The organism is Burkholderia sp. Bp9140, from assembly GCF_003853425.1.
Taxonomy (GTDB): Bacteria; Pseudomonadota; Gammaproteobacteria; order Burkholderiales; family Burkholderiaceae; genus Burkholderia.
Window position 1 is genome coordinate 74,495 of the sequence record NZ_QTPQ01000032.1, and the last position, 14,202, is coordinate 88,696.

Annotated in this window: 14 protein-coding genes; 12 read left to right on the plus strand and 2 right to left on the minus strand. The window is 68.3% G+C overall.

All coding sequences use genetic code 11. The features are described 5' to 3' along the window. Positions 1–209 precede the first annotated feature (209 nt). Positions 210–902, minus strand: a complete 693-nt coding sequence (locus tag DIE21_RS25335; protein WP_124500270.1) for a FadR/GntR family transcriptional regulator — start codon at positions 900–902, stop codon at positions 210–212. A gap of 242 nt (positions 903–1,144) precedes the next feature. Between DIE21_RS25335 and DIE21_RS25340 the strand changes: the two genes are divergently transcribed. The 3 genes from DIE21_RS25340 (at position 1,145) to DIE21_RS25350 (ending at position 4,114) form a co-directional block, all read left to right on the plus strand. Further along, positions 1,145–2,464 carry a C4-dicarboxylate transporter DctA gene (locus DIE21_RS25340; protein ID WP_124500271.1) on the plus strand — a complete coding sequence of 440 codons (1,320 nt, stop codon included), beginning with the start codon at positions 1,145–1,147 and terminating at the stop codon, positions 2,462–2,464. Between the two features lie 103 nt (positions 2,465–2,567). Further along, on the plus strand, positions 2,568–3,575 hold the full coding sequence (gene alc, locus DIE21_RS25345; protein ID WP_124500272.1) for an allantoicase: 1,008 nt from the start codon (positions 2,568–2,570) through the stop codon (positions 3,573–3,575). A gap of 14 nt (positions 3,576–3,589) precedes the next feature. Then, complete coding sequence (locus tag DIE21_RS25350) at positions 3,590–4,114, plus strand: ureidoglycolate lyase (RefSeq protein WP_124500273.1); 525 nt, start codon at positions 3,590–3,592, stop codon at positions 4,112–4,114. A gap of 219 nt (positions 4,115–4,333) precedes the next feature. Here the strand turns inward: DIE21_RS25350 and fur are convergent, their stop codons facing one another. Further along, positions 4,334–4,762 (minus strand): ferric iron uptake transcriptional regulator, encoded by a 429-nt coding sequence (fur, locus tag DIE21_RS25355; RefSeq protein WP_011350926.1) that lies wholly within the window; start codon positions 4,760–4,762, stop codon positions 4,334–4,336. Positions 4,763–4,904: 142 nt separating this feature from the next. On the opposite strand from fur, the gene DIE21_RS25360 reads away from it, so the two are divergent. The 9 genes from DIE21_RS25360 to DIE21_RS25400 all read left to right on the plus strand — a co-directional run bounded on the left by DIE21_RS25360 (position 4,905) and on the right by DIE21_RS25400 (position 14,169). Further along, entirely contained in the window at positions 4,905–5,708 is an 804-nt protein-coding gene (locus DIE21_RS25360; protein ID WP_124500274.1) for an outer membrane protein assembly factor BamE, read from the plus strand. A 65-nt stretch (positions 5,709–5,773) separates the two neighbouring features. Next, the gene (dapB, locus tag DIE21_RS25365) at positions 5,774–6,571 is read left to right on the plus strand and encodes a 4-hydroxy-tetrahydrodipicolinate reductase (RefSeq protein WP_124500275.1); all 798 of its coding nucleotides are present in this window, start codon (positions 5,774–5,776) and stop codon (positions 6,569–6,571) included. A 19-nt stretch (positions 6,572–6,590) separates the two neighbouring features. After that, a complete protein-coding gene (locus DIE21_RS25370; RefSeq protein WP_124500276.1) occupies positions 6,591–7,259 on the plus strand; it encodes a MotA/TolQ/ExbB proton channel family protein in 669 nt (222 codons plus the stop codon). A gap of 22 nt (positions 7,260–7,281) precedes the next feature. Then, positions 7,282–7,746 carry a biopolymer transporter ExbD gene (locus DIE21_RS25375; RefSeq protein WP_124500277.1) on the plus strand — a complete coding sequence of 155 codons (465 nt, stop codon included), beginning with the start codon at positions 7,282–7,284 and terminating at the stop codon, positions 7,744–7,746. Positions 7,747–8,026: 280 nt separating this feature from the next. After that, a complete protein-coding gene (leuS, locus tag DIE21_RS25380; RefSeq protein ID WP_124500278.1) occupies positions 8,027–10,621 on the plus strand; it encodes a leucine--tRNA ligase in 2,595 nt (864 codons plus the stop codon). A 38-nt stretch (positions 10,622–10,659) separates the two neighbouring features. After that, entirely contained in the window at positions 10,660–11,211 is a 552-nt protein-coding gene (gene lptE / locus DIE21_RS25385; protein WP_124500279.1) for an LPS assembly lipoprotein LptE, read from the plus strand. 18 nt (positions 11,212–11,229) lie between these two features. After that, the gene (gene holA / locus DIE21_RS25390; protein WP_124500280.1) at positions 11,230–12,324 is read left to right on the plus strand and encodes a DNA polymerase III subunit delta; all 1,095 of its coding nucleotides are present in this window, start codon (positions 11,230–11,232) and stop codon (positions 12,322–12,324) included. A 133-nt stretch (positions 12,325–12,457) separates the two neighbouring features. Continuing rightward, entirely contained in the window at positions 12,458–13,729 is a 1,272-nt protein-coding gene (locus DIE21_RS25395) for a glutamate-5-semialdehyde dehydrogenase (RefSeq protein ID WP_124500281.1), read from the plus strand. Between the two features lie 17 nt (positions 13,730–13,746). Beyond that, entirely contained in the window at positions 13,747–14,169 is a 423-nt protein-coding gene (locus tag DIE21_RS25400; RefSeq protein ID WP_006760213.1) for a CopD family protein, read from the plus strand. The last annotated feature ends 33 nt before the right edge of the window (positions 14,170–14,202 follow it).

The window sequence follows — 14,202 nt, forward strand, 5'->3', positions numbered from 1 at the left end:
CTGATGGCGCGCGATTGCGCCGACGCAAAAAAGGCACGCCCGCGGGTTCGCGGAGCGTGCCTTTTCAATTGATGACGCGGGAGCGGCTTATTGCGTGGCTTGCCGCGCGCCCACGCGCTGCGACGCGAGCCACAGCCGACGTCGCCGCGAGCGCGCCGACGGTCTCGAGCGGGCCGATCTGCCCGTCGGAATGGCTGCATGACGCTGCGTCACGCGCCCGGCGTCGGGAAGAAGATGCCCGCGCGCTGCGCGGCGTTCGTGATGTGCGTCTCGATCGCGGTGCCGGCCGCTGCCGCATCGCGGGCGATCAGCGCGTCGACGATCGCGCGGTGCTCGTGCCATGTCGACAGCAGAAGCTCGCGCCGGTAGAACGGCATGCGCTGGCTTTCCTTCATGATGTCCGCGCTGCTGCGCAGCACCGACTCGATCGCCGCGTTGCCCGCGAGATGGATGATCCGCATGTGGAAGTCGAAGTCGAGCCGCGACGCTTCGTCGAGCGCACTTTCGGTCAGCGCGACGTGCAGGCCGGCGAGGTTGTCCTCGAACCACGCGATGTCGTCGTCGGTGACGACGTGCGCGGCCATCCGCGCGGCGAACCCTTCGAGCGCATAGCGCATCTGGTACGTGTCGGGCGGCGACGACTGCTCGGCGAACTGCCACGGATGGGCGGCCGTCGCCTGCGCGCTTTCGACATACACGCCCTTGCCGGCGCGGATGCGCAGCATCCCGAGCGCCTCGAGCGTGGACAGCGCCTCGCGCAGCGACGCGCGGCTGATCTCCAGCTCCTCGGAGAGCTGGCGCTGGGCCGGCAGCAGGCTGCCGACCGGATATACGCCTGCCTCGATCCGGTCGCGGATCGTCGCGATGGCGGCGTCGGTCACGGTGTGCGGAACATTTTTCATGATGTGAACGATGGCCGGTCTGACCGGTATTGTAATCCGCACGCGCGCGGTGCAAGCGCGGCCTACGGGAAAGCCACGATCAGCCCCCGTTTGGTGCATCGCACGCACACGCGACGGGGCGGGAAATCCCTATTTGATCCGTCCTTGACGCGACTATATCGGCTTCCTACTATCCACCATAACATCACTGGTCTTACCAGTATGAACAGACGAAACTGCAACCGTTGGATCGGGAGAGCGCCGTGTCGAAATTCCTCAACTCGCTGTTTGGCCGGGTAGTCGTCGCACTAATCCTGGGGGTCGCGCTCGGCGCGTTCTTTCCGCATTTCGCCGAGTCGCTGCGACCGCTCGGCGACGGCTTCCTGAAGCTCATCAAGATGGTCATCGGCCCGATCGTGTTCTGCGTCGTGGTCAGCGGGATGGCCAATGCGGGCGACCTGAAGAAGGTCGGCCGGGTCGGCCTGAAGGCCGTCATCTACTTCGAGATCATGACGACGCTCGCGCTCGGCATCGGTCTGGTACTCGCGTGGCTCACGCGCCCGGGCGTCGGGATGAACATCGACCTGCGCTCGCTCGACGCGGCCTCGCTCGCGTCGTACGCGAAGAACGCCGAAAGCCTGAAGGACACGGCCGGCTACCTGATGAAGATCATCCCCGACACCGCGATCGACGCGTTCGCGAAGGGCGACATCCTGCAGATCCTTGTGTTCGCGGTGCTGTTCGGCTCCGCGCTGTCGCTGCTCGGCGACAAGGCGCAGCGCGTGAACAGCCTGATCGAGGAACTGTCGCACGTGTTCTTCCGCATCATCGGCTTCATCATCAAGCTTGCACCGCTCGGCGTGCTCGGCGCGATCGCGTTCACGACCGGCAAGTACGGGGTCGCATCGCTCAAGCAGCTCGGCTATCTCGTCGCGGTGTTCTACCTGAGCTGCTTCGTGTTCGTCACGGTCGTGCTGGGCGCGGTGATGCGCATGGCGGGCTTCTCGGTGTTCAAGCTGATCCGCTACCTGCGCGAGGAACTGTCGATCGTGCTCGGCACGGCATCGTCGGACGCGGTGCTGCCGCAGGTGATGAGCAAGCTCGAATACATGGGCATCAAGGATTCGACGGTCGGCCTCGTGATTCCGACCGGCTATTCGTTCAACCTCGACGGCTTCTCGATCTACCTGACGCTCGCCGTGCTGTTCATCGCGCAGGCCACCAACACGCCGCTGTCCACGCATGACCTGATCGTCGTGCTGCTCGTGTCGCTCGTCACGTCGAAGGGCGCGCACGGAATTCCGGGCTCGGCGATCGTGATCCTCGCGGCGACGCTGTCGGCGATTCCCGCGATTCCGGTGCTGGGCCTCGTGCTGATCCTGCCGGTCGACTGGTTCGTCGGGATCGCCCGCGCGCTGACCAACCTGATCGGCAACTGCGTTGCAACGGTGGTCGTCGCGGTGTGGGAAAACGACATCGATCGGGCCCGCGCGAAGCGCGTGCTGAACCGCGAACTGCGCTACGTGGCCGACGCGCAGGGCAGCGACGCACCGGTCGCCGGCGACCAGGCGCACGCGCTCTGAGCGCACCCCCGCGCGAAGCGGCTTCCCCGACCGCGTCGCGCGATCGACTTCCCGCGGCCGGCGCGACGACGCGCCGGCCCCTCTAAAGATCAATGGAGACGACATGGCAGCCCCCATCCTCGACCCGAACGCGCCGGCCTTCACGCGACGCTACATGAACCTCGCCGACCCGCGCCTGGGCGCGCAGGCGCTGTTCGCCAGCGACGAATTCTTCGCACCGAAGGAGCGCATGCTGAATCCCGAGCCGGCGGTCTTCATTCCCGGCAAGTACGACGACCACGGCAAGTGGATGGACGGCTGGGAGACACGCCGCAAGCGCACCACCGGCCATGACTTCTGCGTGGTCCGGCTGGCGCGGCCGGGCGTGATTTACGGCGTCGATCTCGATACGAGCCACTTCACCGGCAACTTCCCGCCGGCCGCGTCGATCGAGGCCTGCGCGGTGGACGGCGACACGCCGCCGGACGACGCCGAATGGCGCACGATCGTTCCCGCGACGACGCTGCAGGGCAATTCGCATCACTACGTGAGCGTCGACGATGCGCGGCCGGTCACGCACCTGCGCGTGAACCTGTATCCGGACGGCGGGCTCGCGCGGCTGCGCGTGTACGGCCAGCCGCAGCGCGACTGGCGCCACGTGCCGGCGGGCGAGCTCGTCGATCTCGCGGCGATCGAGAACGGCGGCTACCTGGTGGCCGCGAACAACCAGCACTTCGGCCCGGCCTCGCAGATGCTGATGCCGGGGCGCGGCGCGAACATGGGCGACGGCTGGGAAACGCGGCGCCGCCGCGAGCCCGGCAACGACTGGGCGATCGTCGCGCTGGCGCGGCCGGGCATCATCCGGCGCGTGGAGGTCGATACGGCGTTCTTCAAGGGCAACTTCCCCGACCGCTGTTCGCTGCAGGCCGCGCGGGTCACGGGCGGCACCGACGATTCGCTCGTCACGCAGGCGATGTTCTGGGCCGAACTGCTCGGCGAGCAGAAGCTGCAGATGGACCACGTGCATACGTTCGACCAGCTCGCGGCACTCGGCCCCGTCACGCACGTGCGCTTCAACATCTTCCCGGACGGCGGCGTGTCGCGCCTGCGTCTGTGGGGCGATCCGGCTTGAAGGAGGGCAAGGGCATGAGCGCACCCCGCATCCTGCGCGTCGAGCGCCTGACCCGCGAGGCGTTCGCGCCGTTCGGCGACGTGATCGCGCTCGAAGGCGCGCGGCACTTTCCGATCAACGGCGGCACGACCGAGCGCTTCCACGATCTCGCGACGATCGACGTCTGCGCGGACGGCGGCCGGCCGCTCGTCAGCGTGTTTCGCGCGCAGCCGCGCGCGCTGCCGGTCGCGATCACGCTGATGGAGCGGCATCCGCACGGCAGCCAGGCATTCATCCCGCTGGCGGCCGTGTCGCGCTACGCGATCGTCGTCGCGCCGGCCGGCGAGTTCCGGCCCGACGCGATGCGCGCGTTCCTGGCCGAAGGCTGGCAGGGCGTGAATTACGCGAAGGGTGTCTGGCACCATCCGCTGCTCGCGCTCGACGCGGTCAGCGACTTCGTGATCGTCGACCGCGGCGGCCCGCAGCCGAACTGCGACGAGATTCCGCTCGACGACGCGTGGGCGCTCGAGTTCGAGCCGGCGCGCGCGAGCGCGGCCTGACGCGCGCGAAGGCGGGATCACGCATCAGGCTCAGGCGTCGATCATCGAGCATCGACGATCGCGCGGCGGCGGCACGGCTCGCCGCCGCACGATCGATTGAAAACGTTCCGGCCCGGCCCGCACGCGACGCGCGGGCCGCTTTCATTCCTGTCCCGAAAAGAACACGGCCCGGGCGGCGAGATGCCGGCCGGGCCGTCGCGCATGCGCGCAGGATGCGGATCAGTGCTTGCGGTGCGGGCAGTTCTCGGTCGTGCAGGAACCGTACATCGCGAGCGAGTGTTCCTGGAGCCGGAAGCCGCGTTCCTTCGCGATCGCCTGCTGGCGGCCTTCGATCTCGGCATCGAAGAATTCCTCGACACGGCCGCAATCGAGGCAGACGAGGTGATCGTGGTGCGAACCTTCATTCAGTTCGAACACGGCCTTGCCGGATTCGAAGTTGCTGCGCGTGAGCAGGCCGGCTTGCTCGAACTGCGTGAGCACGCGGTAAACGGTGGCAAGCCCGATGTCGAGCTGCTCGTTGAGCAGGTTGCGGTAGACGTCTTCGGCCGTCAGGTGACGCACGGGGCTCTGCTGGAAGATCTCGAGAATCTTGAGGCGCGGTAGGGTGGCCTTTAGCCCGATATTCTTGAGATCCGTCGGATTGGTCATGGCTAGGCATCCCTAGAGTACAATGCAGGGCTTCAATGTTACCGGCTTTTCGCCGTTCCAGAAACACGCGCGACCCGCGACGCGGGCCAGCACGGTGACGGAAATGTTCCCGGAATCTCTTTCGCACTTTCAGAGGAGTCGCATGCGGAGTGCCATCATCGCTGCCGCCGCCGTTGCCGCGCTGGCTGGTTGTTCGTCGTACGACAGCGTGACGCAGCGCATCGCGCAGAGCATCACGCCCTATCGGATCACTGTCGTGCAGGGCAACTTCGTGTCGCAGGAGAAGGCCGCGCAGCTGCAGGCCGGGATGACGCGCGAGCAGGTCCGCGCGTTGCTCGGCACGCCGCTGCTGTCGGACATGTTCCATGCCGACCGCTGGGATTACCTCTTTTACTTCAAGCGCGGCTCGACGTCCGTCGTCCAGCAGCGCGACCTCGTGCTGACGTTCTCGGGCGATCGCCTCGCGAGCTGGTCGGGCGCCGAGAACCTGCCGTCCGAACTCGACCTGCTGGCCGATATCGACGGCGACCGCGGCGGCAAGAAGGCGAAGGCCGCCGCCGCGGCGAAGAAGGCGGCCGAAGCCGCTGCCGCTGCGAGCGCCGCGCAGGCTGCCGCTGCCGCGAGCCCGTCCGCCGGGGCGGCATCCGGCGCGGCGGTCGACCAGGATGCGAATGCCCAGGCGGCGCGCGCGGCGAACCGCGCGACCAACCAGGTGTCGGGCCAGGGCGCGACCGCCCGCCGCTTCACGCCGTCCGCGCAGGCCTCGGCCGGCGCGCCGGTGCCGGGCGGCCAGCCGCCGGGCGCCGCGCCGGCGATCCAGCCGCAGTTCCAGTTCCATCGGCCGCCGCAGCCGAACGTGCCGAGCGAGGCGTCGCCGCCCGTCGGCCCGCAAGGCTCCGACAACCTGCAGAACCAGCCGCTCACCGCGCCGGCCCAGTCGCAGTAAGCGGCCGGCGTGCGGAAACAGGGCGGCATGCGCCGCCCGCCTTTAGACCTGTCGTGTAGAAAGCCATGAAGATTGCGATTGCCGGTGCATCGGGCCGTATGGGCCGGATGCTGATCGAAGCCGTTCTCAACGATTCCGACGCGCAGCTCGTCGGCGCGCTCGACCGCGCCGATTCGCCGTTCCTCGGCCAGGACGCAGGTGCGTTCCTGGGCAAGGAAACCGGGATCAAGCTGACCGACGACCTCGATGCCGTGTTCGCGCAGGCCGACTACCTGATCGACTTCACGCGGCCGGAAGGCACGATCGCGCACGTCGCGGCCGCGCTGCGCCACGACGTGAAGCTCGTGATCGGCACGACCGGCTTCACCGCCGAGCAGAAGGCCGAGCTGCAGGCCGCGGCAGGCAGGATCGGCATCGTGTTCGCGGCGAACATGAGCGTCGGCGTGAACGTCACGCTGAAGCTGCTCGAATTCGCGGCGAAGCATTTCTCGCACGGTTACGACATCGAGATCATCGAGGCGCACCACCGTCACAAGGTCGACGCGCCGTCGGGTACCGCGCTGATGATGGGCGAGGCCGTGGCCGGCGCGCTCGGGCGCTCGCTCGACGACTGCGCGGTGTACGGCCGCCAGGGCGTGACGGGCGAACGCGATCCGTCGACGATCGGCTTCGCGGCCGTGCGCGGCGGCGACATCGTCGGCGATCACACGGTGCTGTTCGCCGGGATCGGCGAACGGATCGAGATCACGCACAAGTCGTCGAGCCGCGTGTCGTACGCGCAGGGCGCGCTGCGTGCGGTCCGCTTCCTGTCGGCGCGCGGCGCCGGCCTGTTCGACATGCAGGACGTGCTCGGCCTGCGCTGACCCACACGGGGAAACTCCGATGGCGATTCCCACCGGCGTTGTCCACTACCTCGAAAGCGGCGATGCGATCACGCACGCCGTCGCCTATGTGCTGCTGGCGATGTCCGTCGCCAGCTGGTGCTTCCTCGTCATGAAAGCCTGGCTGCTGGTCCGCGCGAAGCGGCAGGGGCCGCGCGCGCTCGCCGCGTTCTGGCGCGCGGCGTCGCTCGACGCGGGCATCGCCGCGCTCGCCGGCACCGATCGCGAGCGCGTGTTCGTGCCGCTCGCCGAAGCCGCGCGCGATGCGGCCGACGAACACGATCCGGCCGCGCTGGCCGCGCGTGTCGAGCGCAGCGAACGCGTGCTGCGCGCGCTGCGTCACGCGATGCTGCGCTCGCAGCGGCGCCTCGAGTTCGGCCAGGTGCTGCTCGCGTCGATCGGCAGCACCGCGCCGTTCGTCGGGCTGCTCGGCACCGTGTGGGGCATCTACCACGCGCTCGGCAGCATCGCCGCGAGCGGGCAGGCGCAGATCGAGAACGTCGCGGGGCCGGTCGGCGAGGCGCTGATCATGACCGCGTTCGGGCTCGTCGTCGCGATCCCCGCGGTGCTCGCCTACAACATCCTCGGGCGGCTCGTGCGCCAGCTCGCCGAGGAGCTCGACGGCTTCGCGCGCGACCTGCACGTATTCGTGTGCGCGCAAGGCGCCTGACGCGCGGCCGGGAGGAACGACCATGGCATTCGGCGGACTGGAGCACCACAAGACGTCCGCGCCGATGGCGGAGATCAACATGACGCCGCTGATCGACGTGATGCTCGTGCTGCTCGTCATCTTCATCATCACCGCGCCGCTGATGACGCACGCGATCCGGCTCGACCTGCCGAAGGTCGCGGCCAGCGTCGCGCGCGACACGCCGCAAGCGGTCACGCTGTCGATCGATGACGCCGGCAAGCTGTACTGGGACGACACACCCGTCGCACTCGACGCGCTGCCGGCGCGCTTGCGGGCCGCCGCCGCGAGCGCCGCACCGCCCGAGCTGCGGCTGCGCGCGTCGCGCGCGACCCGCTACGACGTGATCGCGCAGGTGATGGGCGCCGCGCAGGCCGCGGGCCTCGTGCGGATCGGCTTCGTCACCGACGTGCCGCCGGCGGGCGCCGCGCCGGCTGCCGCGCCGGCTGCCGCGGGCGCGAAACCCTGACCTGTCGGCTGCCTGCGAGCCCCGTGCAGGCAAGAATGCGTCCCGTCCCGCGAGACCGGCCGTACCGCCCGCCACGGACGGTATAATCGTCGTTTTCGCCCGGTTGGCAGGGTTTCGCCGGGTAACCTGGAGAATCTCCGGGTTACCCGGCGAATATCCGGAAACCATGATGCAGGCCCGAGAACCGTGAGCCTGCTCCCGCCGCCGGGCCGCCCGATTTCGTCCACTTCCGCGTGCCCGCCTCGTGGCGCGCCGCTTAAAGCCTAGTCCGAACCACACCATGCACGAGAGATACGTACCCGCCGACGTCGAAGCCGCCGCCCAGGGCGACTGGCGCGCAGCCGATGCCTACAAGACGAAGGAAGATTCGCAGAAGCCGAAGTTCTACTGCGTGTCGATGCTGCCGTACCCGTCCGGCAAGCTGCATATGGGTCACGTGCGCAACTACACGATCAACGACGTGATGTACCGCTATCTGCGGATGAACGGCTACAACACGCTGATGCCGATGGGCTGGGACGCGTTCGGGATGCCGGCCGAGAACGCCGCGATGGCGAACGGCGTGCCGCCCGCGAAGTGGACCTACGACAACATCGACTACATGAAGGGCCAGATGCAGTCGATGGGCCTCGCGATCGACTGGTCGCGCGAGATCGCGACGTGCAAGCCCGACTACTACAAGTGGAACCAGTGGCTGTTCCTGAAGATGCTCGAGAAGGGCATCGCGTACAAGAAGACGGGCACCGTGAACTGGGACCCGGTCGACCAGACCGTGCTCGCGAACGAGCAGGTGATCGACGGTCGCGGCTGGCGCTCGGGCGCGCTCGTCGAGAAGCGCGAGATCCCGATGTACTACCTGCGCATCACGCAGTACGCGGATGAGCTGCTGAACGATCTCGACGGCCTCGGCTGGCCCGAGCGCGTGAAGATCATGCAGCAGAACTGGATCGGCAAGAGCTTCGGCGTGAACTTCGGCTTCCCGTACGAACTCGACGGCGAGAAGGCGCTCTTGCGCGTGTTCACGACGCGCGCCGACACGATCATGGGCGTCACGTTCTGCGCGATCGCGGCCGAGCACCCGCTCGCTACGCGCCTCGCGCAGGGCAAGCCGGAACTGCAGGCGTTCATCGACGAATGCAAGCGCGGCGGCGTCGCCGAGGCCGATGTCGCGACGATGGAGAAGAAGGGCGTCGCGACGGGCTTCTCGGTGTCGCACCCGCTGACGGGCGAGCCGGTCGAGGTCTGGATCGGCAACTACGTGCTGATGAGCTATGGCGAAGGCGCGGTGATGGGCGTGCCCGCGCACGACGAGCGCGACTTCGCGTTCGCGAAGAAATACGACCTGCCGATCAAGCAGGTGATCGCGGCCGAAGGGCAGACGTACTCGCTCGACGCGTGGCAGGAGTGGTACGGCGACAAGGACGTCGCGGCCTGCGTCAACAGCGGCAAGTACGACGGCCTCGCGTACGGCGCGGCGGTCGACGCGATCGCGGCCGACCTGAAGGCCGGCGGCTTCGGTGACAAGCAGGTCACGTGGCGCCTGCGCGACTGGGGCGTGTCGCGCCAGCGCTACTGGGGCACGCCGATCCCGATCATTCACTGCCCGTCGTGCGGCGACGTGCCGGTGCCGGAGCAGGACCTGCCGGTCGTGCTGCCGGAAGACCTCGTGCCGGACGGCTCGGGCAACCCGCTCGCGAAGTCGGAAGCGTTCCTGCACTGCTCGTGCCCGAAGTGCGGCGCGGCCGCGAAGCGCGAGACCGACACGATGGACACCTTCGTCGATTCGTCGTGGTACTTCTCGCGCTACACGGCGCCGGACGCCGAGACGATGGTCGACGCGCGCACCGATTACTGGATGCCGATGGACCAGTACATCGGCGGCATCGAGCACGCGATCCTGCACCTGCTGTACTCGCGTTTCTGGACCAAGGTGATGCGCGACCTCGGCCTCGTGAAGTTCGGCGAGCCGGCCAAGAACCTGCTGACGCAGGGCATGGTGCTGAACGAGACGTTCTACCGCGAGGACGCGTCGGGCAAGAAGACCTGGTACAACCCGGCCGACGTGACCGTCACGTTCGACGAAAAGGGCCGCCCGGTCGGCGCGACGCTGAACGCCGACGGCCAGCCGGTCGTGCTCGGCGGCATCGAGAAGATGTCGAAGTCGAAGAACAACGGCGTCGATCCGCAGGTGCTGATCGACCAGTACGGCGCGGACACCGCGCGCCTGTTCACGATGTTCGCCGCGCCGCCGGAGCAGCAGCTCGAGTGGTCGGGCGCGGGTGTCGAGGGTGCGAGCCGCTTCCTGCGCCGCGTGTGGAGCTTCGGTGCGACGAATCGCGAAGCGCTCGCCGTGCGTGCGGGCTTCGACGCGGCCGCGCTCGGCGACGCCGACAAGGCGCTGCGCCGCGAGATCTACAGCGTGCTGAAGCAGGCCGATTTCGACTACCAGCGTCTGCAGTACAACACCGTCGTGTCGGCCGCGATGAAGATGCTGAACGCGATCGACGGCGCGAAGGGCGCGACGCCCGGCGTGCTGCGCGAGACGTACGGCGTGCTGCTGCGCGTGCTGTACCCTGTCGTGCCGCACGTCACGTTCGAGCTGTGGAAGGCGCTCGGCTACGCGGACGAATTCGGCCCGCTGCTCGACGCGCCCTGGCCGAAGGTCGACGAGGCCGCGCTCGAGCAGGCCGAGATCGAGCTCGTGCTGCAGGTGAACGGCAAGGTGCGCGGCGCGCTGAAGGTCGCGAAGGACGCGAGCCGCGAGGTGATCGAAGCCGCGGCGGTGGCCGACGAGGCGTTCGCGAAGTTCAGCGACGGCAAGCCGGCGAAGAAGATCGTCGTCGTGCCCGGCCGCCTCGTGAACATCGTCGTCTGACGGCCGTTGGCCGTCGGGCGCACACAGAAGGAGCGAAGGTGATCCGCAGATCGTTTTTGGTGCTCGTCGGCAGCGCGGTCGCGCTGTCGGCATGCGGTTTCCAGTTGCGCGGCCAGCAGGACTACGCGTTCAAGCACTTGCTGGTGGCTGGCGCGCCGGCGCCCGTCGAGGCGCGCCTGGTGCGTCTCGTCGAGGCCGGCAGCGACACGAAGATCGTCAAGTCGGCGGACGACGCCGACGCCGTGCTGCGCATGTGGGAGTCGCGCGGCCAGAACACGCTGACGCTCAACAAGTACGGCTCCGCGCAGGAATACGCGCTGTTCTACACGTTGAACTACACGCTGACGAGCAAGGACGGCACCGTGCTGATCCCGCCGAGCGCGATCGCGCTGAACCGTGCGATGACGTACAGCGACCAGTACACGAACGCGAAGGCGCAGGAAGCCGACATCCTGTACGGCGACATGCAGAACGATGCGGTCGACCAGTTGATGCGGCGTCTCGCGATCGTCCACTCGCTGACGCCGGCGCCGGAAGACGTGGTGCCGGGCGTCGCGCCGCGCGCGCCGTTGCCGCCGCCGCCGCTCTGATCGACGGCGCACGTATCGATGCAACTGCGACTTGATGCGCTGGAGCCGCACCTCGCGAAGGGGTTGGCCGGGCTCTATACCGTCTTCGGCGACGAGCCGCTGCTCGCGCAGGAAGCGTGCGACCGCATTCGTGCGGCCGCGCGCGCGGCCGGCTTCACCGAGCGTTCGGTGCATACGGTCGAGCGCGGCTTCGACTGGAGCGTGCTGCTCGGCGCGACCCAGGCGATGTCCCTGTTCGGCGAACGCCAGCTGATCGAGCTGCGCATTCCGTCGGGCAAGCCCGGCAAGGAAGGCGCCGACGCGCTGAAGACGCTCGCGGCGACGCCGAACCCCGACGCGCTGATGCTCGTCACGTTGCCGCGCCTCGACGCGGCAACGCAGAAATCCGCATGGTTTACCGCGTTGCAGAACGGCGGCGTCGCGCTGAAGATCGATCCGGTCGACCGCGCGCAGCTGCCGAACTGGATCGGCCAGCGTCTGTCGATGCAGGGCCAGCGCGTCGCGCCCGGCGACGACGGCCGGCGCGCGCTGCAGTTCATCGCGGAGCGCGTCGAGGGCAACCTGCTCGCCGCGCACCAGGAAATCCAGAAGCTCGGGCTGCTCTATCCGCAGGGCGTGCTGTCGTTCGAGCAGGTGCACGACGCGGTGCTGAACGTCGCGCGCTACGACGTCTTCAAGCTGAACGAGGCGATGCTCGCGGGCGACGCCGCTCGGCTCGCGCGGATGATCGACGGGCTGAAGGGCGAGGGCGAGGCGATCGTGCTCGTGATGTGGGCCGTCGTCGAGGAATTGCGCACGCTGCTGCGGATCAAGCGCGGCGCGACGGCCGGCAAGCCGCTGGCCACGCTGCTGCGCGAAAACCGCGTGTGGGGCCCGCGCGAGCGGCTGATCGGCCCCGCGCTGAACCGCGTATCGGAAACCGGGCTCGAGAAGGCGCTCGCGTTCGCCGCGAAGCTCGACCGGCAGGTGAAGGGGCTGTCGGCCGTCACGCCGGGCCGCCGCACGCAGGACGATCCGCCGCCCGATCCGTGGGACGGCCTGTTCCAGCTCGCGATGACGGTCGCGGGCGCCCACGGTGAGCGACCGCCGACCGCGGGTCGCGTGCGGCGTTAAGTCCGGGCCTTCAGCGCACGCATCGCAACCCGCTTACAATATTTCAATGGATGGCGCGGCCCGCTTGCCGCCGCGCGCCACGCTTCCCCACGCATTCACGCCGCGCCAAGCGGCTCGCTTCTCGAGTCACACGATGGATATCGACCAGTACATGACGGATCTGGGCCGCCGTGCCCGGCACGCTTCCCGCGCGATGGCGCGCGCCAGCACGGCCGCGAAGAACGCGGCGCTCGACGCCGTGGCCCGCGCGATCGAGCGCGATGCGCAGGCGCTGAAGGATGCGAACGCACGCGACGTCGCCCGCGCCCGCGAAAAGGGGCTCGATGCGGCGTTCATCGACCGCCTGACGCTGTCGGACAACGCGCTGAAGACGATGGTCGAAGGCCTGCGCCAGGTCGCGTCGCTGGCCGATCCGATCGGCGAGATCGGCAATCTCAAGTACCGCCCGAGCGGGATCCAGGTCGGCCAGATGCGCGTGCCGCTCGGCGTGATCGGTATCATCTACGAGTCGCGCCCGAACGTGACGATCGACGCGGCCGCGTTGTGCCTGAAGTCGGGCAACGCGACGATCCTGCGCGGCGGCTCCGAGGCACTCGAATCGAACGCGGCGCTCGCGAAGCTGATCGGCGAAGGGCTCGAGGCGGCCGGCCTGCCGCAGGATGCCGTGCAGGTCGTCGCGACCGCCGATCGCGCGGCGGTCGGCAAGCTGATCACGATGACCGACTACGTCGACGTGATCGTGCCGCGCGGCGGCAAGAGCCTGATCGAGCGCCTGATCAACGAGGCACGCGTGCCGATGATCAAGCACCTCGACGGCATCTGCCACGTCTATGTCGACGATCGCGCCGATCTCGCGAAGGCGCTGACGGTGTGCGACAACGCGAAGACGCACCGCTACGGCACCTGCAACACGATGGAGACGCTGCTCGTCGCGAGCGGCGTCGCGGCGACGCTGCTGCCGCCGCTCGGCAAGCTGTATCGCGACAAGCAGGTCGAGCTGCGCGTCGATGCGGCCGCGCGCGCGGTGCTCGCCGAGGCGGGCGTCGGCCCGCTCGTCGATGCAACCGAGGAAGACTGGCACACCGAATATCTCGCGCCGGTGCTCGCGATCAAGGTCGTCGACGGCCTCGACGCCGCGATGGAGCACATCAACCACTACGGCTCGCACCACACCGATGCGATCGTCACCGAGGATCACGACCGCGCGATGCGCTTCCTGCGCGAAGTCGATTCGGCGAGCGTGATGGTCAACGCGTCGACCCGCTTCGCGGACGGCTTCGAATTCGGCCTCGGCGCGGAAATCGGCATCTCGAACGACAAGCTGCACGCACGCGGCCCTGTCGGCCTGGAAGGGCTCACGTCGCTGAAGTACGTCGTGCTCGGGCACGGCGAAGGCCGACAGTAACGCGAGGCGCGCAACCGATGGCAATGCTCTGGGTCAAGACGTTCCATATCGTGCTGATCGCCGCGTGGTTCGCGGGGCTGTTCTACCTGCCGCGCATCTATGTGAACCTGGCCATGGAGACCGATCCGGCCGCGGTGCGGCGCCTGTTGCTGATGGCGCGCAAGCTGTTCCGCTTCATGACGATGATCGCGGTGCCGGCCTTGGCATGCGGGCTGTGGCTCTGGCTCGTGATCGGCATCGGCCAGGGGCAGGGCTGGATCCACGCGAAGGTGACGGTGGTGCTGCTGCTCGTGATCTACCATGCGTACTGCGGGCACCTGCTGCGCGTGTTCGAGCGCGGCGAGAACCGCCGCACCGACAAGTGGTATCGCGTGTTCAATGAACTGCCGGTACTCGGCATGCTGGCGGCGGTCGCGCTGGTCGTGATCAAGCCGTTCTGAGCGGCATGGCCGGCGAGGGTGCCGGTGCCGCCT

Bases quoted from the DNA above. Each gene is read 5' to 3' on its own strand.
- holA (WP_124500280.1), top strand. From the start codon at position 11,230: ATGCAACTGCGACTTGATGCGCTGGAGCCGCACCTCGCGAAGGGGTTG.
- fur (WP_011350926.1), bottom strand. From the start codon at position 4,762: ATGACCAATCCGACGGATCTCAAGAATATCGGGCTAAAGGCCACCCTA.
- DIE21_RS25360 (WP_124500274.1), top strand. From the start codon at position 4,905: ATGCGGAGTGCCATCATCGCTGCCGCCGCCGTTGCCGCGCTGGCTGGT.
- DIE21_RS25400 (WP_006760213.1), top strand. From the start codon at position 13,747: ATGGCAATGCTCTGGGTCAAGACGTTCCATATCGTGCTGATCGCCGCG.
- DIE21_RS25395 (WP_124500281.1), top strand. From the start codon at position 12,458: ATGGATATCGACCAGTACATGACGGATCTGGGCCGCCGTGCCCGGCAC.
- leuS (WP_124500278.1), top strand. From the start codon at position 8,027: ATGCACGAGAGATACGTACCCGCCGACGTCGAAGCCGCCGCCCAGGGC.
- DIE21_RS25350 (WP_124500273.1), top strand. From the start codon at position 3,590: ATGAGCGCACCCCGCATCCTGCGCGTCGAGCGCCTGACCCGCGAGGCG.
- DIE21_RS25375 (WP_124500277.1), top strand. From the start codon at position 7,282: ATGGCATTCGGCGGACTGGAGCACCACAAGACGTCCGCGCCGATGGCG.
- dapB (WP_124500275.1), top strand. From the start codon at position 5,774: ATGAAGATTGCGATTGCCGGTGCATCGGGCCGTATGGGCCGGATGCTG.
- DIE21_RS25335 (WP_124500270.1), bottom strand. From the start codon at position 902: ATGAAAAATGTTCCGCACACCGTGACCGACGCCGCCATCGCGACGATC.
- alc (WP_124500272.1), top strand. From the start codon at position 2,568: ATGGCAGCCCCCATCCTCGACCCGAACGCGCCGGCCTTCACGCGACGC.
- DIE21_RS25370 (WP_124500276.1), top strand. From the start codon at position 6,591: ATGGCGATTCCCACCGGCGTTGTCCACTACCTCGAAAGCGGCGATGCG.